This is a genomic window from Streptomyces sp. NPDC093221 (assembly GCF_044753885.1).
In the GTDB taxonomy this organism is placed as follows: Bacteria; Actinomycetota; Actinomycetes; order Streptomycetales; family Streptomycetaceae; genus Actinacidiphila.
Genome location: NZ_JBIVOA010000006.1, coordinates 34266 through 56130, shown reverse-complemented (window position 1 = coordinate 56130; position 21865 = coordinate 34266). Strand labels below are relative to the sequence as shown.

Below are 21865 nucleotides of genomic sequence, written 5' to 3'. Positions count from 1 at the left end.
CGTCAGCCCAGCATGCGGATGGTCGTCGGCGCGATGCCCCAGGGCACGTCGGCGGTGGCCTTGTTGAAGAAGGTCGGCGCCGCGGTCTGCGCGAGGGGGTAGGCGTCGGCCCGGTCGATCAGTTCCTTCTCCGCGCTCTGCCACAGGTCGCACGCCGCCGTGGTGTCCTTGGCGGTCATCGCCTGCTTGGCCAGGTCGTCGTACGCGGGGTTGCGCACGTCCATGAAGTTGTAGCCGCCCTTCTCGCTGGTGGCGCCGAGGAAGAACAGGCTGAGCGTGGAGGGCTTGTTGGGGGCGAGCTGGATGAAGCCGGTGTCCCAGTCGTAGGACTGGTAGAGGTCGGTGGACCAGCCGGTCGGGTCCTCGGCGACGAGCTTGGTGTCGACGCCGATCTCCTTCCACTCGGCCTGGATCTCCTCGGCGGCGGCGGAGTGGCTGGGCGTGCCCGCGTCGTACAGGAAGCGGATGGTCAGCGGCTTGCCGTCCTTGGAGCGCTTGCCGCCGGAGCCTGCCGGGTACCCGGCCTCGTCCAGCAGCGCGCCGGCCTTCGCCTTGTCGGTGGCGGGCAGCGTCCACTTCGGGCCGCCCTTGACGCACAGGAACGGCGCCTGGACGACCAGCGACTTCATCTCCTCGGAGTGGCCGTTGGTGACGAGGTCGCCGACCGAGGAGCGGTCGAGGGCGAGTGTGAGCGCCTTGCGCACGCGCTCGTCGGAGGTCGGCCGGCTGGAGCGCTCGTTGAAGAGCATCTCGCCGATCGGGTTCGGCACGCCCTTGGACGCCAGCTTGGCGGCCTGGAGGCGGTCGCGGTCGGTGCCCGCCACGCCTGCCGCGTTGAGTCCGCCGGACAGCAGCAGGTTCGCCGCCGTGGACTCGTCGGTCACGACCTTCCCGACGACCTTGTCGGGCAGCCCCTTGGTGCTGCTGGTGACGCCCTGGGGTCCCCAGGTGTAGTCGGTGCGCTTGGTGTAGACGTACTCGTTGCCCGCCTTGGCGGTGGTCAGGTGGAACAGCGCCGTGCCGTTGGTCGCGTTCTTCAGCGAGTCGGGCTTGTCGAGGCCGCCCTGGCAGACCATCTCGACCTCGCCCGTCATGCTGAGCAGGAACGGGTTGCTGGTCTTCGAGGTGATCGTGAGCTTGTTGCCCTCGGCCGTGGCCTTCATGTCGGCGGTGACGTCGGAGCCGTGCCAGAAGGTGCCGTGCTTGGCGTCCGCCTGGTAGGTGATGTTGTTCGCGGCCGTCGCGGCCGTGAACGTGCTGCCGTCGGAACAGGTGACGCCGTCCTTGAGGGTGTACGTCACGGAGGTGGGGGTCTGCGTCCAGCTCTGCGCGAGCCACGGCAGGGACTGGCCGTCCCCCGAGGTGTAGACGAGCGATTCGTAGGCGTACGGCACGAGCTGGCGCTGCACGAGCGAGACCCCGGTGAGCGGCGAGAGGCTGCCCGGGTCGTCGTTGAGCCCGACGTTGAACGTGCCGCCGGAGACGTACGAGGTCGGGCCTGCGCTCGCCTTGGCGCCGGAGCCTGAGCCGGAACCGCAGGCGGCGAGCGTTACGGCCGCGACCGCACATGCCGCGACCGCGACGGACGGCTTGAGGTGCTTCCTGGTCATTGCTGTCGTCCTTTGGTTCGACGCGGTGCGGGACGGGAGCCTGGTCGATGGGGCCGGGCGGCCCCGGGTACTCCGAGGCCCTGGGTCCGAGGCTAGAAAGCCCGGATACACCCGACAATGTGCCGACGACGCAGAGAATCGTGGCGCACTGTGCTGTGAACACAGTGGCCGGCACCACATCGGCTCGTGACCGCGCGCCGTCCGGGTACCGGTGTCCCCGCACCCGCGCCGGGTACGGGCCGCTCGAAAGCCGCCCCGGCGCGGTGATCTCCCTGGAGACGATGCAGGAGCGGGCTCCGTACTTCAAGCCCCGACGGCATCGACATGTGCCGCGACCAGCGGTTCAGCCGCCGCCGCTGTGCTCCTCGTAGGCGGCGACGACCTCTTCGGTCGGGCCGTCCATCACCAGCTCGCCCTTCTCCAGCCAGATCACGCGGTCGCAGGTGTCGCGGATGGAGCTGTTGTTGTGACTGACGAGGAAGACGGTGCCCGCCTCCTTGCGCAGCTCCCTGATCCGGTCCTCCGAGCGCTTCTGGAAGGCGCGGTCACCGGTGGCCAGCGCCTCGTCGATCATCAGCACGTCGTGGTTCTTGGCCGCCGCGATCGAGAACCGCAGCCGGGCGGCCATGCCGGAGGAGTACGTCCGCATCGGCAGCGAGATGAAGTCGTCCTTCTCGTTGATCCCGGAGAACTCGACGATGCCGTCGTACCGCTCGCGCACCTCCTCCTGGGACATGCCCATGGCCAGGCCGCCGAGGATGACGTTGCGCTCGCCGGTCAGGTCGTTGAGCAGGGCAGCGTTGACGCCGAGCAGGGACGGCTGGCCGTCGGTGTAGACCCGGCCGCGGTCGGCGGGGAGCAGGCCCGCGATGGCCTTGAGCAGGGTGGACTTGCCCGAGCCGTTGGAGCCGATGATGCCGATCGCCTCACCGCGGTAGGCCGTGAAGGTGACGCCCCTGACCGCGTGCACGGTGTGGACGTTCGGCGAGGCCCTGCGGGAGACCAGCCGGTGCAGGGCGGAGGTCGCGTTGCCCCGGCCGGTGCCCGCGCCGTAGATCCGGTAGACGACGTGCAGTCCGTCGACGATGACGGTGGGCACCAGGGGCCGGACCAGGCGCGGGGCGACCTCCGGGGCGATCTTCGGGTCCAGGGCGGCGGCCAGCTCGGGGGCCAGGCCCCTGGCGCTGTTCGGGACGGCGTTCAGCGCGGTCTCCTGCGTTGCCTCGTCCGTTGGTTCAGCCACGGCCGTACTCCTCCTCCGACGACCAGAAGAACGCGTACCCTGCGCAGGCGGCCACGGCCGCCCAGCCGACCGCGAGCGGCCAGATGTGCGGCGGGAGCTGTTCGCGGGTGACGCTGTCGATCAGCGCGAAACGCATCAGACCGACATATACCAGGGCGGGGTTGACGTTGAGCATCACCGCGACGGCGTGCGGCGCGCCGACGGTGAAACGGGAGAGGTCGTAGAAGACCCCGGAGACGTACATCCAGGTCCGCAGCACGAAGGGCAGCACCTGGGCGAAGTCGGTGGTCCTGGCGCCGACGCGGGCCAGGCCCAGTGCCAGCCCCGCGTTGAAGAGCGACTGGAGGGCCAGCGCGGGGACGGCGAGCAGCCAGCGGGTGGTGACCGGGATGCCCTCGGCGACCACGATGACCGAGAGCACGCCGAGCGAGAGCAGGAGCTGCCGGAGCTGGAGCAGGGTGGCGGCGATCGGCAGGCAGGCGCGCGGGAAGTGCAGGGCGCGGACGAGTCCGATGTTGTCGGTCAGCGAGCGGGCGCCGCCGAGGACGGCCGACTGGGTGAAGGTGAAGACGAAGACCCCGGTGCACAGGAACGGGATGTAGTCCGTGACGCCGCGGCCCGCGCCGAGCAGCAGTCCGAAGATCAGGAAGTAGACGGCCGCGTTGAGCAGCGGGGTGAGCACCTGCCAGAGCTGGCCGAGGCGCGCGTCGCTGTAGAGGGCGGCCTGCCGGGCACCGGCGAAGGTGGTGACGAAGTGGCGGCGGGCCCAGAGCCGCCGGGTGTACTCCACGATTCCGGGGCGGGCGCCGCTGACGGTCAGGCCGTGGGCGGCGGCGAGCGCGGCGGGAGCGAGGTCCGCGGGGCCCGGCCGCGCGGGTGCGCGCGGGGCGGTGATCACGGCGGGAGAGGCGACGGGCATGGGCGGCTGCCTTCGGGTGACGGGCATGGGGAGACACCTGCGCAACGACGGAACGGGCCCGTATCGTCGTCACGGTCGACGGTAGAGCAGTCGCGGGATGGAACGCAACCGTTCCGTCGTCACGTCGGGTTAGGATCGCTCGCATGACCGACTCCGCCGAGGCCGCTTCTCCGTCCACGACGACCGGCGGTCCGCGCCGCGCCCCGGCGGGCGCCGCCGTGCTGCGCGAGGACGTCACCGAGGCGATCCGGGCGGCCGTCTTCGCCGAGCTGGCCGCCGTCGGATACGGGCGCATGTCGATGGAGGGCATCGCCCGGCGCGCGGGGGTCGGCAAGGCCGCCGTGTACCGCCGGTGGCGCTCGAAGCTGCCGCTGGTCCTCGACATGGTGTCCGACTTCGCCGCGCAGGGCCTTCCCGCGCCCGACACCGGCACGCTGTACGGGGACGTCCGCGCCCTGCTCGACGTCAGCGCGCGGGCCCTGCGGCATCCGGTCGCGGCGCAGATCATCCCCGATCTGCTGGCCGAGGCCGCTCGCAGTCCCGAGCTGGCCGACACGCTGCGCACCGCGCTGCGCGAGGCCCAGGGCGGGATCACCGTCGCCGTCATACGCCAGGCCGCCGCGCGCGGCGAGCTGTCCCCCAGCGCCGATCCCGAACTCGCCCTCGACCTCATCGCGGGCCCGCTCTACTGGCGTCTGGCCGTCATGCGCGCCGCCTACTCCCGAGCGCAGCTCGACGCCCTCACCTCAGCCGTCGTCGCTGCGCTCCAGGCTTCCACGTAGCGCGTACGTCCGCCCCCACCCCGCCGCCGCGCTCCCGGCTTCCGCATAACCACCGGGCCTCCGGCCCGGACCCCCACAGGACCTGCCCCGCTGGGACCGGTCCGCACAGCGCACCACCGCCGCGGCCGGCCGCGCAGTTCCCCGCGCCCCTAAAAACCCGCCGCACCCAGCCGAGCAACCACGCGCCCGAAGGGCCGCGGGGAACTGCGCGAGCAGCCACAACGCACCGGAAGTCGGCGAACACCCGGCCGGGCTACGGCGCGCGCCCGAAGGGGCGCGGGGAACTGCGCGGGGAAGCCACCACCGGCGGGTGGTCGGGGGGATGCGGCAACCGCCCCACCGGGGCCGGTAGTGACCGGCAGGTCAAAGGCCGTCCACGTGCCGGTGGTGACCGGCGGTCAAAGGGCGTCCACGTGCCGGTGGTGACCGGCAGGTCAAACGGCTTCCCCGTGCGGGAGCACCACGGTGCGGTGGGCGTGGTCGCCCGCCGCGTCCGCCGTGGGGGCGGCGGCGATCACGAGGATGCCCGCGGCGGCGACCCCGCGGAGGCGGGCCCAGATCCGGCCCTCGGCCGGAACGGCGAGGTCGGCGGGGTCGACCAGGAGGACGTCCGGGGCCGGGATGAGGGCCAGGGCGACGGCCAGGAGAAGCTGGTCGCAGACCCCCAGGTGTTCGAAGCGGGCGCGGCGGGGGACGACGCCCGGCCGCTCCGGGTCCGGGTGGTCGGCCAGGGTGAGCCCGGCGGCGGCCAGGGCTTCGTGGATGCGCCGGGCGCCGACACGCAGGCCCGCGTGGACGGCCGCCAGGTCGAGGAGTTCACCGACGCGGTCGTACGGGTCGGGGGCCCCGGGGCCGTACACCCGCGCCACCCCGGTCCTGCGCCCGCCGGGCCGCAGCCCGCGCCCGAGCGCGACCAGCATCGCGGTGCGTTCGGGACCCGCGGGGCCGATGACGGCCAGGAGTTCCGCGGCCGATACGGCGGCGGGCGCGACGCCGTGTGCGGGGGCGCTGTGCCCGGTCACTGTCACCACGCCGTCCCCTTCCTTCGTAGAGGCGAGCAATCCGCCCATATCTACCAAGGAAGGGGGCGTTCAGCGGCGCGGCACTCCGGAGAGCGCCGCCGTACGCGGCCGGGTCGCCGGCCGTACGCCGTCCCGGACGAGCACCAGCAGGGCCACGTCGTCGGCGGGGCGGTCGGCGGCGTGCCGCAGGACGGCGGCGCGCAGGTCCGCGGCGACGGCGCGGCCGGACAGCGGGGTGCCGGGGCGTACGTCGGCCGCGTCGGCCAGGGCGTCGGCCAGCGGGAAGAAGACGCCCTCGGCGTCCCGCGCGTCCTGCATGCCGTCGGTGCAGAGCAACAGCCCGTCGCCGGGCGGCACATGGCCGGTGGCGGCCGGTGCGGCCGTCCGCGCCGGGTCGAACAGGCCCAGCGGCGGCAGGGGTTCGCCGATCGGCAGCGGACCGGGCGCGGCGTCGAGCAGATACGGCTGCGGGTGGCCGCAGTTGACGATCCGGTAGGCGCCGTCGTCGGCGAGCTCGACGAGTTGGAGGGTGGCGAATTCCTCGGCGACCGGATCCTGTGGCGGGACACCGGCCGCCGCCGGGTGCTCACCGCGGGTCCGCTCCCGCAGATGGCGTCGCAGGGCCCCGTCCAACCGCCGCAGCACGCCCGCCAGTTCGGGTTCCTGATGGGCCGCCTCGCGGAAGCTGCCGAGCAGCGCGGCGACCATGCCGATCGCGGGCAGGCCGTGGCCGCGCGCGTCCCCGATGAGCGCCCGCACCCCGAACGGCGTGGCCAGCACCTCGTAGAAGTCGCCGCCGACGTGAGCGCCCCGGCTGGCCGACACGTACTCCCCCGCCACCGTCCAGCCGCCCGCTCTGCGCGGCAACGGCCGCAGCAGCACCTGCTGGGCGGCGACGGCGATCTCCCGCGTACGGTCCAGCTCGTCGCAGAGCAGCGACCGGCGGCGGGCGGTCCACATCGCCGCGGCTATCACCGCGACCACGGTGGCCGCGGCGCCGAGCACCGGGCCGAAGCCGTCGAAGGAGTCGTCGGCCAGTTCCGCGCCCAGCACGCCGAGCGCCAGCAGCCCGCTGCCGAACACCCAGAGCCGCCGGGCGCCCGCCGCGCAGGCCACCGCGGGTGTCACGGCGAGGGCGGGCAGCACGTCCGCGCCTTCGGACAACTGCCAGGTGAGCACGCCCATCACCGCCACCCACACGGCGGGTACCAGCGCCCACGGCACCCTTCGCAGCGCACGGACTGCCCGGTTTCGGATCATCCGCCCGGCTCCCCCCAGAAGCCGCGGTCGCGGCAGCGTCGGAGCCGCGGCCCGCATGCCCGGCTCCCGCATCCCGACCGATTCTGGCCATTCCCCGCGCACAAGTGGCCCGCCGAACGGGGTAATCACTCGAATGAGCGACGAAACCCTTGAGCGCTGCCCGAAAGACGAAGGGGGCCGCCCCGGTGCGTCCGGGACGGCCCCTCTCTCGGGTCCTGCGCGCCGTCAGGCGCCGCGCAGCACCGCCCCGGTGAGGGCGTGGGCGCTGGCGACCGCCGCGTCACGCGCCGCCGTGGTCTCCTCGGCCGTCAGCGTGCGGTCGGGGGCCCGGAAGCGCAGCGCGTAGGCGAGGGACTTGCGGCCCTCGCCGATCTGCTCGCCGGTGAAGATGTCGAACAGCCGGAGCGATTCGAGGAGTTCACCGGCGCCGTCGCGCAGCGCGCGCTCGACGTCGGCGGCCGGGACCGAGGAGTCGACGACGAGCGCCACGTCCTGGGTCGCCACCGGGAAGGTGGACACCCGCGGCCCGGTGGGCCGGTCGCCGCCCGCGCGCTCGACCTGGTCCATGTCGAGTTCCATCGCGCAGGTCCGCTCGGGCAGGCCGAGCGCCTTGGTGACCCGCGGGTGCAGCTCCCCCGCGTTGCCCACCAGCGTCTCCTGGCCGTCGACCACCGCGTACAGCGCGGCGCAGCGGCCCGGGTGGTAGGGGGCGTGCTGGTCCTGGCGGACGCTCAGCTCGACCCCGGCCTCGCGGGCCACGGTACGGGCCGCCTCGACCGCGTCGGCCCAGGTCGCCGGGTGTCCGGCGCCCCACCAGCCATTACGGTCGCGGGCACCGCAGAGCACGACGGCGACCCGGCGGGGCTGGTCCGGCAGCGCCTCCTGGAGCCGCGCGATCTCCGCGTCCGTCGGACGGCGGTCGACCGCGAGACGCGGCGGCGCCTTCTCCGCGCCGGTCGGCAGGAAGACCAGACCGGTCTCGAAGAGCGCCAGGTCGTGCGTGCCGCGGCCCAGATTGCGGCGCAGCGTGGCCAGCAGACCGGGCAGCAGCGTCGTGCGCAGACCGGGCTCGGTGTCCGAGAGCGGGTTGGCGACGGTCACCGTGCGGCGGCGCGGGTCGTCCGCGTCGAGCCCGAGCTGGTCGAAGACCTCGGCGCTGACGAAGGGGTAGCTCGGCGCCTCCACGTATCCGGCACCGGCCAGGGCCCGGCCGACCCGGCGGCGCAGGAGCTGCGACTCGGTCAGCCCGCGTCCGGCGGGCGGCTTGGGCAGCGTCGACGGCAGATTCTCGTAGCCTTCGAGCCGGATGACCTCTTCGGCGAGGTCGTTGGGGAAGGCCAGGTCGGGGCGCCAGCTCGGCACGGTGACGATCAGCTCGTCGCTGCCGTAGACGTCGCAGCCGATCTCCTGGAGGCGGCGGACGACGGTCTCGCGGCCGTACTCGGTGCCCGCGACGCGGTCCGGATGGTCGGCGGCCATCGCGACGGTGCGCGGGGCCGACGGCGAGACGACCTCGGTGACGCCGGGGTCCGCGGTGCCGCCCGCCAGGCCCGTCAGCAGGTCGACCGCGCGCTGGGCCGCGGCCGAGGTGGCCTGCGGGTCGCTGCCGCGCTCGAACCGCTTGGACGCCTCGGAGCCGAGCTTGTGGCGGCGCGCGGTGCGGGCGATGGTGACCGGCGCGAAGTGCGCGGCCTCGATGACGATCTCGGTGGTGCCGGTGACGACGCCGGTCTCCGGGTCGGTGGCGGGCGCGGCGATCTCGGTGTTCGCGCCGCCCATCACGCCCGCGAGGCCGATCGCCCCGGAGTCGTCCGTGATGACCAGGTCCTCGGGGTCCAGCGTGCGCTCGACGTCGTCCAGCGTCGTCAGCTTCTCGCCGGGCAGCGCGCGGCGCACCCCGATCGGCCCTTCGATCCGCGAGCGGTCGTAGGCGTGCAGCGGCTGGCCCAGCTCGAACATCACGTAGTTGGTGATGTCCACGGCCAGCGAGATCGGCCGCATGCCGACCTTCTGGAGCCTGCGCTGGAGCCAGATCGGCGACCGCGCCTCGGGGTCGAGACCGGTGACCGTACGGGCGGTGAAGCGGTCGCAGCCGACCGGGTCGGCGACCTTGACCGGGTAGCCGAACGCGTTGGGCGCGGGCACGTCGATCAGCGCCGGGTCGCGCAGCGAGACGCCGTACGCGATGGCCGCCTCGCGGGCGACGCCGCGCATCGACAGCGCGTAGCCGCGGTCCGGCGTGACGGCGATGTCCAGGACCTCGTCGACCAGTTCGAGCAGCTCGACGGCATCGGTGCCCACCTCGTGCTCGGGCGGCAGCACGATGATGCCCTCGTGGTCGTCGCCCATGCCCAGCTCCTGCGCGGAGCAGATCATGCCGTGCGAGACATGGCCGTACGTCTTGCGCGCGGCGATCGCGAAGTCGCCGGGCAGCACGGCGCCTGGCAGCACCACGACGACCTTGTCGCCGACCGCGAAGTTGCGGGCGCCGCAGACGATCTCCTGCGGCTCGCCGGTTCCGTTGGCGTCGCCGACGTCGACCGTGCAGAAGCGGATCGGCTTCTTGAAGCCCTCCAGCTCCTCGATGGTCAGCACCTTGCCGACGACCAGCGGGCCCTTGAGCCCGGCGCCGAGCTGTTCGACGGTCTCGACTTCGAGACCGGCGGAAATGAGCTTGGCCTGGACGTCGCGGCCGGTCTCACCGGCGGGCAGTTCGACGTACTCCCGCAGCCAAGAAAGCGGGACCCGCATCAGATCTCCATCCCGAACGGAAGGGTGAAGCGCACATCACCCTCGACGATGTCTCGCATGTCCTCGACGCTGTGGCGGAACATCAGCATCCGCTCGATGCCGAAGCCGAACGCGAAACCGCTGTACTTCTCCGGGTCGACGCCGCAGGCGGTGAGCACCCTGGGGTTGACGACGCCGCAGCCGCCCAGCTCGATCCAGCCCTCGGAGGAGCAGGTGCGGCAGGGGCGGTCGGGGTTCCCGACCGAGTCGCCGCGGCAGACGTAGCAGAGCATGTCCATCTCGGCGGACGGCTCGGTGAACGGGAAGTGGTTGGGCCGCAGCCGCGTCGTCATGCCCTCGCCGAACAGCGAGACCACCATGTGGTCGAGGGTGCCCTTGAGGTCGGCCATGGTCAGGCCCTCGTCCACGGCGAGCAGTTCGACCTGCGCGAAGACCGGGGTGTGGGTGGCGTCCAGCTCGTCGGAGCGGTAGACGCGGCCCGGCGCGATCACGTAGACGGGCAGCTCGCGCTCCAGCAGGGCACGGATCTGCACCGGGGAGGTGTGGGTGCGCAGCACCACGCCGGACTCGCCGCTGCCGCCGGGGCCTTCGGGGCCCTCGACGAAGAAGGTGTCCTGGGTCTCGCGGGCGGGGTGGTCGGGCGGGAAGTTGAGGGCGTCGAAGTTGAACCACTCGCTCTCGACCTCGGGACCCTCGGCGACCTCGTAGCCCATGGCCACGAAGATGTCCTCGATGCGCTCGGAGAGCGTGGTGAGCGGGTGCCGCGCGCCGACCGGGCGCCGGTCGTAGGGCAGCGTGACGTCCACGGCCTCCTCGACCAGCACGCGGGCGTCGCGCTCCGCCTCCAGCTCGGCCTGCCGGGCGGCCAGCGCCTTGTTGACCGCGCCGCGCGCCTGGCCGACGCGCTTGCCCGCCTCCGCCTTGGCCTGCGGCGGCAGCGCGCCGATCTCGCGGTTGGCGAGCGCCAGCGGCGAGGCGCCGCCGGTGTGCGCGGTCTTCGCGTGCGCGAGCGCGTCGAGGTCGGTGGCGGCGGCGACGGCGGCCAGCGCCGCGTCGCGCATCCGCTCGATCTCCTCCGGCTTCAACGCCTCGACCTCCACAGGGTCGTACGACTTGTTCGGTGCCGACATCTTTTCCCGTTCCGCAGTGGATGGTGGTGGGGGCGCCTCCCAGGACGGAGTCTCCGAGTGGAGGCTCTGCCCGACCGGACACATACCGAAGCCCGATTCTACCGGCGCCGCGTGGACCGCCTGATCACGCCCGTCGGGGGTCCGCCGGGACGACATCCCCGGCGAACGCTCTGCCCGCGCGGCCGGTCAGGCCATGAAAGCGGGTGCCCCGACGGGCAGAATAAATCGGAACTGGGCGCCGCCGCCGGGGGCCCTGCCGACGGAGATGGTGCCGCCGTGCGCCTCGACGATGCCCTTGACGATGTACAGGCCGAGGCCGGTGCCGCCGCGCTTGCTGCCCCGCCAGAAGCGGGTGAAGACGCGGCCCATCGACTCCTCCGGAATGCCGGGGCCCTCGTCGCTCACGGTCACCGCTGTGCCGGTGCAGCTCCGCTCCTGCGCGGAGAACGAGGGCTCTACGTCGATGGTGACAGTCCCCTCGCCGTGCCGCACCGCGTTTTCCAGCAGATTGCCGAGGACCTGGTCGACCTTGTCGGGGTCGGCCCACAGCGCGGGCAGCGGCTGGGTGACCCGCACCCGGAAGCGGTCGGCCCGCTGGCCCGCGGCGACATGGCCGTCCACGTGCCGCTGCACGGCCGCCGCCATGTCCACCGGCTGGCGGCGCACTTCCAGGCGGCCGGAGTCGATCCGGGAGATGTCGAGGAGTTCCGCGATCAGCCGGGTGACCCGGTTGGCGTCGGCGTCGACGGTCTCCAGCATGAGTTTCTTCTGGTCGTCGGTGAAGCGTTCCCACTTGGCGAGCAGGGTCGCGGTGAAGCCCTTGACCGAGGTGAGCGGCGAGCGCAGTTCGTGCGCGACGGTGGCGATCAGCTCGGCGTGGCTGCGTTCGGTACGGCGGCGGGCCTCGGTGCCGCGCAGCGAGACCACCAGACGGCGCACCGGTCCCGTGGGGTATTCGCGCACATAGCGGGCGGCGACCAGCACTTCGCGTCCGCCGGGCAGCAGCAGATTGCGTTCCGGCTGGCCGACCCTGATGGCCAGGCCGCCGTACGGGTCGGTGAGCGCCCACCAGCGGCGGCCTTCGAGGTCTTCCAGCGGCAGCGCACGCTCCACGGATTTGCCGAGCACGTCGCGCGGGTGCAGGGCGGTGATCCGGGCGGCGGCGGCGTTGAAGGCGATCACCCGGCCGCGCTCGTCGGCGACCACGAGGCCGTCGGGGAGGTCGTCCGGGTCCAGGCCCAGGGAGTCGACGCCGAACGGTTCCGCGCCGAGGGGGCGGGCGGCACGCGGCGCGGTGTCCCGCGATTCCGCTTCGTGGCCCGCGGGCCCCGGTGTCCGCGGTCCCGCGGAGCGCGCGGTCCGGCCCAGGACGGCGCTGCGCGCCTCGTCCTCTGGCACCGTCACATCCATCCCCGCCACTCCCCTTTCAGGGCCCCCGGGCCGCCACCCTACTAGGTGGATGTGACGCTGCGGCACCCTCCGGGCGCGCGCTGCGCCCGCGCGGAGGCGTAGAGGCAGACGGCGGCGGCCGTCGCGAGGTTGAGGCTTTCGGCGCGGCCGTGGATCGGGACGCGGACGACCTCGTCGGCCAGCGCGCGGGTCTCCTCGGGCAGGCCCCACGCCTCGTTGCCGAAGATCCAGGCGGTGGGGCCGTTCATGGTGCCCTCGTCCAGCTCGGCGTCCAGGTCCCGCCCGCCCGCGCCGTCGGCGGCCACCACCCGTACCCCGGCGGCCCGCAGTCCTGCCACGGCGGTGTCGACGGGCACGCCGACGGCGACCGGCAGGTGGAACAGGCTGCCCGCGGAGGCGCGTACGGCCTTGGGGTTGTACGGGTCCACGGACGCGTCGGTGAGCACCACCGCGTCGGCGCCCGCGGCGTCGGCGCAGCGCAGCACCGTACCGGCGTTGCCGGGGTCGCGGACGTTGGCGAGCACGGCGACCAGCCGGGGCCCGGCGCGCAGGATCTCCTCGAACGGCGAGTCGAGGAAGCGGCACACCCCGACCAGACCCTGCGGGGTGACGGTGTCGGAGATCTCCGCCATCACCTCGGGGGTCGCGGTCAGTACGGGCGCGCCGACGGTACGGGCGGCGGCCACGATGTCGGCGTGCCGCTCGGCGGCCTCCGGGGTGGCGTACAGCTCGACCAGGGTCCTGCCGCCCTCGGTGCCGGGGTGCGCGATGGCCTCCCGTACGGCCTGCGGTCCTTCGGCGAGGAAGCGGCGCTCCTTGCCGCGGAAGCTGCGCTTGGCCAGCCGGTGCGCGGCGGTGACGCGCGTCGAACGCAACGAGGTCAGCTCGGGGGCTGGCATGGGTGACTCGCCTTCGGGATACGGGTGAAGCGGGCATGGCACAGGCCCGCAGGGGACAACCACCCGCGGGCCCGGAACCGTACCGTGAACAGGGCGCGTGTCGGCGTCAGGCCGCCTTGGGCGCGTTCACGTCGGAAGGCAGCGCCTTCTGGGCGACCTCGACCAGCGCCGCGAAGGCGTTCGCGTCGTTGACGGCCAGCTCGGCGAGGATCTTGCGGTCCACCTCGACGTTGGCGGCCTTCAGGCCCTGGATGAAGCGGTTGTAGGTGATGCCGTTGGCGCGGGCAGCGGCGTTGATCCGCTGGATCCAGAGCTGACGGAAGTCGCCCTTGCGCTTCTTGCGGTCGTTGTAGTTGTAGACCAGGGAGTGGGTGACCTGCTCCTTGGCCTTGCGGTACAGGCGCGAACGCTGACCGCGGTAACCGCTGGCCTGCTCGAGGATTGCCCGGCGCTTCTTCTGGGCGTTGACTGCCCGCTTGACGCGTGCCACTTGATAACTCCTTCTAGGGGACCGCGGTGATGCTCACACGGTCCGAAAGCGAATGAGGTCCCGGATCGGAACGGCGTGCCCCCGTCGGGGCACCGCCGTCACTTGCCGAGAAGCTTCTTGATCTTCTTGGCGTCCGACTTGGCGACCTCGACGGTGCCGGTGAGGGCGCGCGTCTTGCTGGACGGCTTGTGCTCAAGCAGGTGGCGCTTGCCGGCGCGCTCGCGCAGCACCTTGCCGGAGCCGGTGATCTTGAAGCGCTTGCTCGCACCGCTGTGCGTCTTGTTCTTCGGCATGGCGCCGTAGTCTCCTCGTCGCTGGCCCTCCCGTCCGCCGGTGGGCGCACGGAGAGCGTCAGTCCTGCATTACGGCCCGGAGCCGGAGGCTCCGGGGTGTTCGTCTCGTCTCAGGCGTCGGCCTGGGCCTCGTCCGGCACCTCGACGTCGTCGTGGGACACGGCCTCGTCGTGGGAGACGTCGTCGTCGGCCGGGGCCTCACCCAGGCGGCTGGCCTTGCGGGCGGCCTGCGCCTCGCGGGCCTCGGCCATTGCCTCGGTCTTCTTCTTGTGCGGACCGAGGACCATGATCATGTTCCGGCCGTCCTGCTTCGGGTTCGACTCGATGAAGCCGAGGTCCTGGACGTCCTCCGCGAGCCGCTGCAGCAGCCGGTAACCCAGCTCCGGCCGGGACTGCTCGCGACCACGGAACATGATCGTGATCTTGACCTTGTCACCCTGCTTGAGGAACCGGACGACGTGACCCTTTTTGGTGTCGTAGTCGTGCGGGTCGATCTTCGGCCGGAGCTTCATCTCCTTGATGACCGTGTGCGCCTGGTTCTTGCGCGCCTCACGGGCCTTCATGGCCGACTCGTACTTGAACTTCCCGTAGTCCATGAGCTTGCACACGGGCGGACGGGCGGTCGCCGCGACCTCGACCAGGTCGAGGTCGTACTCCTGCGCAAGCTCCAGGGCCTTCGCAAGCGGCACGATGCCGACCTGCTCGCCGCTGGGACCGACAAGTCGAACCTCGGGAACGCGAATCCGGTCGTTGATGCGGGGCTCGGCGCTGATGGGGCCTCCTCGGTTGCACCACGCGGCTGACTGGCCGACAGCCGCGCATGAGTCTGTCTGGTTCTTCCGACCCCGTACCCAAGGCGCAAAAAACGCCCCGTACGGTACACAGGCGGGGCTCCTCACAACCGGGGAGCACCGCCGCGTTATTCCGCGGGGCGCATCGGACGGTGCCCGGTGGTGTCATGCTGACCGGAAACCGTCTGACCGGGGACCCGTCGGCCGAAAGGCCAACCAGGTGGGAGATCGGAGCCTCCACTTGATGGCCGGGACACACGGGTGCCCGGCCGGTCGTTCTCCCACCATACCAAAGGCTGACCGAAGCCCGTAATCCGCCGGACGGGGCATATCGTGTGCGGCATGAGCGACGAACAACAGACCCCGGACTTCGACAGCCTCACCCGCGACATCGCGGATGTGCCCGCCGTCGAGGTGATCACCACGGTCGCGGTGCACCTGATGAGCGCCGCCGCGGTGAATCTGGGGCTGGCCGAGGAGGGCCCGCAGCACAAGGACCTGGACGAGGCCCGCAAGCTCATCCAGGCGCTGGCCGGTCTGGTGACGGCGAGCGCCACCGAGATCAGCTCCTTCCACGCGGCCCCGCTGCGCGACGGGCTCAAGTCGCTCCAGCTCGCCTTCCGCGAGGCGTCGCTGGTGCCGGACGAGCCGGGTCAGGGGCCCGGCGAGAAGTACACCGGGCCCGTCTACGTCTGACCTCTGCCGCCGAGGGGGTCCGGGACCGGCGCGGCCGGTGCCGGGCGGCGCGGCCCGCGGGACCTCATGACGCCTCGGTCGCGCCGTCCCCCTTGTCGGCCAGCGCCTCGTCGACGGCGGCGGCCCGCGCGGCCTTGGCGGCGACCAGCGCCGGGTGGGTGACCTGGTGGACCAGGGCGGCGAGCGCGCCGCCGATCAGCGGGGCCACGATGAACAGCCAGAGCTGCGAGAGCGCCGGGCTGCCCGCGAAGAGCGCGGGGCCCAGGCTCCGCGCCGGGTTCACCGACGTGCCGGTCAGCGGGATGCCGACCAGGTGGATGACGGCGAGCGCCATGCCGATGGGCAGGCCGTCGAAGCCGACCACCGCGACCCGGTGGGTCACCGCGAGCACCACGAAGACCAGCAGGAAGGTCAGCACCACCTCGGCGATGAAGGCACCCGCGGTGTTGATGCCGACCGCGGACCGGTAGCCGTAGCCGTTGGTGCCGAAGGCGCCGTGCGTCTTGAGACCCGGCACCTGCTTGGCGACCAGCAGGAGCAGCGCGGCGCCCGCGATGGCGCCGAGGAACTGCGCGATCCAGTACTCGACGGCGGTGCGCACCGTGATCCGCCGGGCGACCAGCATGCCCAGCGTGACGGCCGGGTTGACGTGGCAGCCGGATATGGGGCCGAAGGTGTAGGCGAGCGCGAGCAGGACGAAGCCGAAGGCCAGCGCGATACCGAGGGTGCCGATGTACTCGCCGGACAGCACGGCGGCCCCCACGGCGAAGAAGACCAGCAGGAGCGTGCCGAGGAATTCACAGGTCACTGTTCGCTTGTCCATCGGACCTCCTTGTGACGAGCACAGCCTGCTCACGCCATTCTCGGCCTTGCTGATGAAATCCACATCTCGGGTCATTTAGGGCAAATGAACCGGTCCGGACGGCGCTCTGGAGCGGTGCCACCCACCCGAAGGCTTTCGGCTCGACGCACGAGGTCCAGCGCACGAGGTCCAGCGCACGGGTCTCAGCGCGCGAACAGCGGCTCGCCCGGCAGTACGGCGCCCGGCGGCAGCAGCGCCAGGTCGAGGCCGCGCACCAGGCCCGCCCGCAGCACCTCGTCGGCGGCCAGCGCGGCGGCGATCCTGCGCCCGGTCTCCTGGACGTCGGCGTCCGGCGCCAGCACCAGGCCGAGCGTGCCGTCGCCGTCGGTCCCCGGCGTCAGGTGCGCCCGTACGACACCGGGCTCGGCGGCCACCGCGGCCCGCAGCGCCTCCCGTACGGCGGGGTCGGCGGTCGGGTCCGCGCGGCCGGGCCCGAGGGCGGCGGCGCGCAGGGCGGGTCCGGTCAGTTCGTACGTGACCGGCCCCGCGAGGTCGATCAGCAGCGTGTCGGCCCCCTCGTGCGCGAGCGCCTGGAGGGCCTGCGACAGCGGTACGGCGACCGGCCGCGCCTCCGGCCGCCAGCGGGCCAGCGCCGCCACGGAGGTGAAGGCGGGCAGCGCCCGCCGCCCGTCCGGCGCCTGGATCGTCGGCACCGCCATGTCGCTGCTCTTCTCGCGGCGCAGCCCGTCCTCGCCGGTCTCGGCCTCGCCGAGCACCGCGACCACCGGCACCAGCAGCCGGGCCCCGTGCAGCGCGGCGACCACGGCCGCCTCCGTCCCGGGGTCCCGCGCGTAGCCGGTCAACGCGTCGGCCAGTGCCGCGTCGGCCGAGCCGTCGTCGTCGGAGAAACCGGGGTCGGGGATGTTCTTCAGCGCCACCCCGGAACCCTATCCGCCGTCCGCCGACAGACCGTGGGCGGGCCGTCCCGCGCGGCGGGGGCGGAACCACAGCAGCGCGGCGACCACGACCAGGGCGGCTCCGGCCACGGCGAAGACGGTCGCGACACCGTCGCCGAGGAAGCGGGCGGGCTCGGGCGCGCGGACCGGCGGCGCGGGGCCGGGGCTGAAGTACGTCCGCGGATAGCCGGCTGCGGCCGGTACGGGGGGCGCGGGCCTCAGCTTCGCGGCGGCCTTCAGCGCGGCGGCCGGGTCGATCAGACCGGTGCCCATCTCGTCGCTGCGCCCGTCCTTGGGCCGGTCCCGCGTCGTGTCCTCCAGCACCCGCTTGACCTGGGCCGGGCTCAGCCTCGGGTCGGCGGACCTGATGAGGGCGGCGGCGCCGGAGACGTACGCGGAGGCGGCGCTGGTGCCCCAGCCCTCGTAATAGGTGCGGTCCGGGTCGGCGATCACGACGTCGACGCCGGGCGCGGAGACGGACGCGTACCAGCGGCGGGTGGAGAAGGCGGCGTGCTGCCCGTTCCTGTCGACGGCCGCGACCGCGATCACTCCGGGGTACGCGGCGGGGTAGGAGGAACGGTCCGCCTCCTCGCCGCCGTTGCCCGCGGACGCGACGACCACGACGCCCTTGCCGAGCGCGTACCGGATCGCCTCGTCCTCGGCGGCGACGGGCGCGGCGGTGGCGCTGTCGTCGCCGAGCGAGAGATTGATGACGTCGGCGCCGTGGTCGACCGCCCACCGGATGCCGTCGGGCAGCGCGTTGCCCTTGCTCGTACGCGCCTTGGACCGCTGCGGGTCCTTGTCCTCCAGGATCACCCGCACCGGCAGGATCTTCGCCTTGGGCGCGATGCCCATGACGCCCGAGTCGTGGCCGGGACCGTGGCCGTGCCCCGCGATGATCGCGGCCATCCCCGTGCCGTGCCGGGCCCAGGAGCGGTCGCCGCGGCCGGCGCCGAAGCCGACCATGTCCTTGCCCGTCAGCACCTGCCCGGTCAGGTCGGGGTGCGTCGCGTCCACCCCGGTGTCGAGCACCGCGACCGTGACGCCCGCGCCCTGGCTCGTACGCCACGCGCTCTCGGCGTGCAGGGCGCTCAGCGCCCAGTCGGCGTTGCGCACGGCGTCGGCGGCGGCGGGCTGGGCGGCCAGGGCGAGGGCCGCGGCGCCCGCGGCGAGCGAGGTCAGGGCGCCGAGCAGGCGGCGGGCCGGGGGACGGGAGGGGCGGCTCATCGGGACTTCTCCGTACCGGTGGCGCCGGGACCGCCGGGGCCGCTGGACGGCCTGAGCAACGCGGTCACCGCGCTGTGCAGGCGGTCGTCGACGGCCGAGGCCAGGCCGGTCGCGTCGTAGCCGAGGCCGGCCTGGGCGGCCACGCTGGTGGCGCCGGACTTAGTGGCCTTGTCGGCGGACTGCGGGGTGAGGGTGCGCCCGTCGGCGAAGCCGGTGACCGCGTACACGACGAAGGGCAGGTCGGCGGAGACCTGCACGTCCCAACTGCCGCGCTGCTTCACGCCGAAGGAGTCGGCGGCCGTGCCGGGGAAGGCCACCGGGCGCGGGATCAGGTCCGCGCGGTCGCCGAGGTGCTGCGAGGCCCAGCGTCCGCTGAACCCGCGCATGGTGGCCGACTCGGCGGTGGTGACCAGCAGGCCCACCGTGGTGACCGAGGTCGACGTGCTGTCCACGTAGGTCGCGCGCAGCAGGCGCGCGCAGCCGACCGGGGCGAGTACCTGCTGGAGCAGCGGGTCGAAGGCGGCGGCGCAGCCGCCGGGCGCGGCGACGCCGATCCTGGTCCACGCGCGGTCGGCCCCGCCGGGACCCGCGCCGTTGGCGGACACCGTGCGCGGGAACAGCGCGTCGACCGGCGTGCTGCGCCACACCTCCCGTACGGCGGCGAACGCTTTGACGCTCCCGTCCACCAACGGCGGCTCCGCCCGCGGCTTGTGGTTGATCGCGCTCCCGGCGACCGCCCCGCCGATCAGCCCGAGCCCGAGCACCAGGCAGAGCGCCGCCCAGATCCGGGCCGAAGCCCCGCGGGCGGCGGGGGCGACGGCCCGCGCGGGCCCATGGTCGTATCCGGCGGGCGCGTGTCCGCCGGGACCGTACGCCGTGAACTGCGGCGCGGCGGCGGGCGGTGGGGTGTAGGGCGGTGCGGGGGGCCGCGCCGGAGGCGGGGGGACGGCCGGGGGCGGTTCGGCCGCGGGCGGCGGAGGTCCCTCGGGGTGCGGGGGGACCGTCGGCGGAGTCTGCGGGCTCTGTTCCCGGCGAGGTTGGAGCGGGGGGAACGACGGGGACGTGGAGCCTCCTCCGTTGTCCACTCCAGTGCTCACCGGCGCCCCCTCGTGACATGTCCTCACGGCTTGCGCGTCACTCTACGGGGTCGACCGGACGTCGTGGTCCAGCAGGCCGTCCGGCATCCGTCCGCGTGACACGGCGGCGGCCGTGCCCCGTACGCCCCTACCGCCCGGTAGCCCCTGTCTGGCAAGCTTCATGACATGTCAGAACGCGCTGCCGACCGCACCCGGTACGACCGGGCCACCGCCCATCTCGACGCCCCCGTGGCGATCGTCGACCTGGAGGCGTTCGACGCCAACGCCGACGACCTGGTGCGCCGCGCGGGCGGCAAACCGATCCGGGTGGCGTCCAAGTCGGTGCGGTGCAGGGCGCTGCTGGAGCGGGCGCTGGCCCGCGACGGCTTCGCGGGCATCATGTCGTTCACCCTGGCCGAGTCGCTGTGGCTGGCGCGCGCGGGCTTCACCGACATCCTGCTGGCGTATCCGTCGGCGGACCGGGACGGCTTCGCGGAGTTGGCCGCCGATCCCAAGCTGGCCGCCGCCGTCACGGTGATGGTGGACGACGTCTCGCACCTCGACCTGATCGACGCGGCCCGCGGCGGCGGCGACGAGACCGTCCGGGTCTGTCTCGAAATGGACACCAGCCTGCGGAAGTTGGGCGGGCGGCTGCGGATCGGCGCGCTGCGCTCGCCGCTGCACGACCCGGAGCGGATGGCGGCGCTGGCCCGTACCGTCACCGCGCGGCCCGGCTTCCGGCTGGCCGGGATCATGGCGTACGAGGGGCATGTCGCGGGGGTCGGCGACGCGGTCGCGGGCCGTCCGTTGCGGTCGCGGGCCATACGGCTGATGCAGTCGGCGGCCCGCAAGGAGCTGGCGGCGCGGCGCGCGGAGGCGGTCCGCGCGGTGCGGGCGGTCGCGCCGGAGCTGGAATTCGTCAACGGCGGCGGCACCGGCAGCGTGCAGACCACCGCTGCCGAGGACGCGGTGACCGAGATCGCGGCGGGCTCCGGGCTCTATGTGCCGCGGCTGTTCGACAACTACACGTCCTTCCGGGGCCGTCCGGCCGCGCTCTTCGCGCAGCCGGTGGTGCGCAGGCCCGGCGTCGGCGTGGTGACCGTGCTCGGCGGCGGCTACCCGGCGTCCGGCGCGGCCGGGCCCGACCGGCTGCCGGTGCCGTATCTGCCGGAGGGGCTGCGCTACGACCCGCAGGAGGGTCCCGGCGAGGTGCAGACCCCGCTGCTGGGGTCGCCCGCGGACGACCTGCTGATCGGCGACAAGGTCTGGTTCCGGCACGCGAAGGCCGGTGAACTGTGCGAGCGCTTCGCCGAGTTGCACCTGGTCGAGGGCGACCGGGTGACGGCGACGGTGCCGACGTACCGCGGTGAGGGCAAGACGTTCTTGTAGCCGCTGAAGGCGGCAGGGGGCGGCACCCGGGGTCCGGGCACCGCCCCCTGTCGCGTACGGCCTCGCGCGGGACGCGGGTCAGACGCCGGTGCCGCCCGTGCCGCCGGTGCCGCCGCTGCTGTCGGCCTTGATGCCCTGGGTGATCTGGTCCATGACGGCCAGGCTCGGGGCTTTGGAGCCGATGTCGAAGCCGAAGCGGACGACCGCGATGTTCTTCGGGTCGCGGGGCGAGGGGAAGGCGAGGGACTCCACGTACCCGCTGGTGCCGGACTTCGTGACGATCTTCCAGCGGACGAAGTACCCCTTCTGCCCGGCGACCGTGACCGGCTGCGACGCGATCTGCTGGTGCGAGGTCGTGGCGCCGTAGATGTCGGTGCTGTACGCGTCGGCCGCGTTCTGCGCGATGTCCGCCTTGGCGGCGGCCTCCGCTCCGGTCGCGGTGAGCTTGAGCGCCTCGGCGGGCTGGGCGAAGACGCCGCCGCGCACGCAGTCCTTGGTGGCGTCGCCGGGGCACGGGTAGCCGCCGGTGACCACGCTGGCGCCGATGCCGTTGGCGCCCGAGGTGCCGGTCCAGCCGTTGAGCACGGGAAGCCTGATGCCGTCGTAGCCGTCCACGGCCTTGCCGTCGCTGCCGCCGTCGGGACCCTGCGAGCCGTCCGGGGAGTCGGGGTCGGGCGACCCGCCGCCCGGCGACCGCGGTGTCCGGGACTCGCCCCGGTGCGGCGCCGAGGCGCTGGGCGTCGGCGAGGCGTTCTTGTCGCTCTTGTCGTCCTTGCCCAGGACCAGGATTCCGGCGACCACGCCACCGATCAGGACGAGCGCGGCCACGATCGCGATGACCACCGCACCGGTACGGCGACCGCCGCCGCCGGGGCCGCCGGCCACGACGTCGCCCGGATAGCCCGGCGTGCCGGGGTAGCCCGCGTAGGGCTGCTGGACCGCGTCCACCGGGACGGGCGCGGTCCTGGTGTACTCCGTCCACGTACTCCCGTCCCACCAGCGTTCCATGGCCGGGCCGTTGCCTGTGTGCCCGGGTTCTGGATACCAGCCGGGCGGGGTCGTCGTCGTCACGGCCGTCACCCTATGGCCCCTGCATGAGAATCCCGTAAGGGCGTCGGT

20 protein-coding genes are annotated in these 21865 nt (G+C 73.2%); 3 read left to right on the top strand and 17 right to left on the bottom strand.

All coding sequences use genetic code 11. The annotated features are described in order from the left end of the window. Positions 1 to 2: 2 nt before the first annotated feature. From ACIQCJ_RS23330 to ACIQCJ_RS23320, 3 genes are all read right to left on the bottom strand, one after another. Positions 3 to 1610 carry an ABC transporter substrate-binding protein gene (locus ACIQCJ_RS23330; protein ID WP_391160979.1) on the bottom strand — a complete coding sequence of 536 codons (1608 nt, stop codon included), beginning with the start codon at positions 1608 to 1610 and terminating at the stop codon, positions 3 to 5. A gap of 343 nt (positions 1611 to 1953) precedes the next feature. Then, on the bottom strand, positions 1954 to 2709 hold the full coding sequence (locus tag ACIQCJ_RS23325; RefSeq protein ID WP_401307287.1) for an ABC transporter ATP-binding protein: 756 nt from the start codon (positions 2707 to 2709) through the stop codon (positions 1954 to 1956). Positions 2710 to 2845: 136 nt separating this feature from the next. Continuing rightward, a complete protein-coding gene (locus ACIQCJ_RS23320) occupies positions 2846 to 3799 on the bottom strand; it encodes an ABC transporter permease (protein ID WP_391046344.1) in 954 nt (317 codons plus the stop codon). A gap of 116 nt (positions 3800 to 3915) precedes the next feature. Here ACIQCJ_RS23320 and ACIQCJ_RS23315 point away from each other — a divergent pair, with 116 nt between their 5' ends. Beyond that, positions 3916 to 4554, top strand: coding sequence for a TetR/AcrR family transcriptional regulator (locus ACIQCJ_RS23315; protein WP_402712394.1), 639 nt, complete (start codon positions 3916 to 3918; stop codon positions 4552 to 4554). Positions 4555 to 4988: 434 nt separating this feature from the next. Here ACIQCJ_RS23315 and ACIQCJ_RS23310 read toward each other — a convergent pair whose 3' ends face one another. The 9 genes from ACIQCJ_RS23310 to infC all read right to left on the bottom strand — a co-directional run bounded on the left by ACIQCJ_RS23310 (position 4989) and on the right by infC (position 14582). Further along, positions 4989 to 5585, bottom strand: coding sequence for a hypothetical protein (locus ACIQCJ_RS23310; protein WP_402712393.1), 597 nt, complete (start codon positions 5583 to 5585; stop codon positions 4989 to 4991). A gap of 60 nt (positions 5586 to 5645) precedes the next feature. After that, a complete protein-coding gene (locus ACIQCJ_RS23305) occupies positions 5646 to 6800 on the bottom strand; it encodes a PP2C family protein-serine/threonine phosphatase (protein WP_402712392.1) in 1155 nt (384 codons plus the stop codon). A gap of 261 nt (positions 6801 to 7061) precedes the next feature. Then, positions 7062 to 9587: a phenylalanine--tRNA ligase subunit beta gene (gene pheT / locus ACIQCJ_RS23300; protein ID WP_391046336.1), complete on the bottom strand. Its 2526-nt coding sequence runs from the start codon at positions 9585 to 9587 to the stop codon at positions 7062 to 7064. Continuing rightward, positions 9587 to 10717: a phenylalanine--tRNA ligase subunit alpha gene (gene pheS, locus ACIQCJ_RS23295; RefSeq protein ID WP_391046334.1), complete on the bottom strand. Its 1131-nt coding sequence runs from the start codon at positions 10715 to 10717 to the stop codon at positions 9587 to 9589. The genes pheT and pheS overlap by 1 nt, the downstream gene beginning before the upstream one ends. A 186-nt stretch (positions 10718 to 10903) precedes the next feature. Beyond that, positions 10904 to 11959: an ATP-binding protein gene (locus ACIQCJ_RS23290; protein ID WP_391161384.1), complete on the bottom strand. Its 1056-nt coding sequence runs from the start codon at positions 11957 to 11959 to the stop codon at positions 10904 to 10906. 209 nt (positions 11960 to 12168) lie between these two features. Continuing rightward, positions 12169 to 13026 (bottom strand): RNA methyltransferase, encoded by an 858-nt coding sequence (locus tag ACIQCJ_RS23285; protein WP_355332865.1) that lies wholly within the window; start codon positions 13024 to 13026, stop codon positions 12169 to 12171. A gap of 106 nt (positions 13027 to 13132) precedes the next feature. Then, on the bottom strand, positions 13133 to 13516 hold the full coding sequence (gene rplT, locus ACIQCJ_RS23280) for a 50S ribosomal protein L20 (protein ID WP_018564305.1): 384 nt from the start codon (positions 13514 to 13516) through the stop codon (positions 13133 to 13135). Between the two features lie 98 nt (positions 13517 to 13614). Next, entirely contained in the window at positions 13615 to 13809 is a 195-nt protein-coding gene (rpmI, locus tag ACIQCJ_RS23275; RefSeq protein ID WP_327291998.1) for a 50S ribosomal protein L35, read from the bottom strand. A 110-nt stretch (positions 13810 to 13919) separates the two neighbouring features. Continuing rightward, positions 13920 to 14582 carry a translation initiation factor IF-3 gene (gene infC / locus ACIQCJ_RS23270; protein WP_401857819.1) on the bottom strand — a complete coding sequence of 221 codons (663 nt, stop codon included), beginning with the start codon at positions 14580 to 14582 and terminating at the stop codon, positions 13920 to 13922. 360 nt (positions 14583 to 14942) lie between these two features. On the opposite strand from infC, the gene ACIQCJ_RS23265 reads away from it, so the two are divergent. Beyond that, positions 14943 to 15296: a DUF1844 domain-containing protein gene (locus ACIQCJ_RS23265; RefSeq protein ID WP_188281368.1), complete on the top strand. Its 354-nt coding sequence runs from the start codon at positions 14943 to 14945 to the stop codon at positions 15294 to 15296. Positions 15297 to 15360: 64 nt separating this feature from the next. On the opposite strand, the gene ACIQCJ_RS23260 is transcribed toward ACIQCJ_RS23265, so the two are convergent. The 4 genes from ACIQCJ_RS23260 to ACIQCJ_RS23245 form a co-directional block, all read right to left on the bottom strand. Beyond that, on the bottom strand, positions 15361 to 16119 hold the full coding sequence (locus ACIQCJ_RS23260; protein ID WP_355332870.1) for an MIP family channel protein: 759 nt from the start codon (positions 16117 to 16119) through the stop codon (positions 15361 to 15363). A 182-nt stretch (positions 16120 to 16301) separates the two neighbouring features. Beyond that, a complete protein-coding gene (locus ACIQCJ_RS23255; RefSeq protein ID WP_401857778.1) occupies positions 16302 to 17036 on the bottom strand; it encodes an SseB family protein in 735 nt (244 codons plus the stop codon). Positions 17037 to 17045: 9 nt separating this feature from the next. Further along, positions 17046 to 18281, bottom strand: a complete 1236-nt coding sequence (gene mycP, locus ACIQCJ_RS23250; RefSeq protein WP_402712391.1) for a type VII secretion-associated serine protease mycosin — start codon at positions 18279 to 18281, stop codon at positions 17046 to 17048. Further along, a complete protein-coding gene (locus ACIQCJ_RS23245; RefSeq protein ID WP_402712390.1) occupies positions 18278 to 19378 on the bottom strand; it encodes a hypothetical protein in 1101 nt (366 codons plus the stop codon). The genes mycP and ACIQCJ_RS23245 overlap by 4 nt, the downstream gene beginning before the upstream one ends. Positions 19379 to 19543: 165 nt before the next feature. On the opposite strand from ACIQCJ_RS23245, the gene ACIQCJ_RS23240 reads away from it, so the two are divergent. Then, positions 19544 to 20746, top strand: a complete 1203-nt coding sequence (locus tag ACIQCJ_RS23240; protein WP_355332882.1) for an amino acid deaminase/aldolase — start codon at positions 19544 to 19546, stop codon at positions 20744 to 20746. A gap of 78 nt (positions 20747 to 20824) precedes the next feature. Here ACIQCJ_RS23240 and ACIQCJ_RS23235 read toward each other — a convergent pair whose 3' ends face one another. Then, positions 20825 to 21817, bottom strand: coding sequence for a DUF2510 domain-containing protein (locus ACIQCJ_RS23235; protein WP_355332884.1), 993 nt, complete (start codon positions 21815 to 21817; stop codon positions 20825 to 20827). Positions 21818 to 21865: the final 48 nt, after the last annotated feature.

What these genes read in the sequence shown, in the direction of transcription:
- mycP (WP_402712391.1), bottom strand. Translation starts at nt 18,281, where the DNA reads ATGAGCCGCCCCTCCCGTCCCCCGGCCCGCCGCCTGCTCGGCGCCCTG.
- ACIQCJ_RS23265 (WP_188281368.1), top strand. Translation starts at nt 14,943, where the DNA reads ATGAGCGACGAACAACAGACCCCGGACTTCGACAGCCTCACCCGCGAC.
- ACIQCJ_RS23260 (WP_355332870.1), bottom strand. Translation starts at nt 16,119, where the DNA reads ATGGACAAGCGAACAGTGACCTGTGAATTCCTCGGCACGCTCCTGCTG.
- ACIQCJ_RS23285 (WP_355332865.1), bottom strand. Translation starts at nt 13,026, where the DNA reads ATGCCAGCCCCCGAGCTGACCTCGTTGCGTTCGACGCGCGTCACCGCC.
- ACIQCJ_RS23320 (WP_391046344.1), bottom strand. Translation starts at nt 3,799, where the DNA reads ATGCCCGTCACCCGAAGGCAGCCGCCCATGCCCGTCGCCTCTCCCGCC.
- pheS (WP_391046334.1), bottom strand. Translation starts at nt 10,717, where the DNA reads ATGTCGGCACCGAACAAGTCGTACGACCCTGTGGAGGTCGAGGCGTTG.
- ACIQCJ_RS23315 (WP_402712394.1), top strand. Translation starts at nt 3,916, where the DNA reads ATGACCGACTCCGCCGAGGCCGCTTCTCCGTCCACGACGACCGGCGGT.
- ACIQCJ_RS23330 (WP_391160979.1), bottom strand. Translation starts at nt 1,610, where the DNA reads ATGACCAGGAAGCACCTCAAGCCGTCCGTCGCGGTCGCGGCATGTGCG.
- ACIQCJ_RS23240 (WP_355332882.1), top strand. Translation starts at nt 19,544, where the DNA reads ATGTCAGAACGCGCTGCCGACCGCACCCGGTACGACCGGGCCACCGCC.
- rpmI (WP_327291998.1), bottom strand. Translation starts at nt 13,809, where the DNA reads ATGCCGAAGAACAAGACGCACAGCGGTGCGAGCAAGCGCTTCAAGATC.
- pheT (WP_391046336.1), bottom strand. Translation starts at nt 9,587, where the DNA reads ATGCGGGTCCCGCTTTCTTGGCTGCGGGAGTACGTCGAACTGCCCGCC.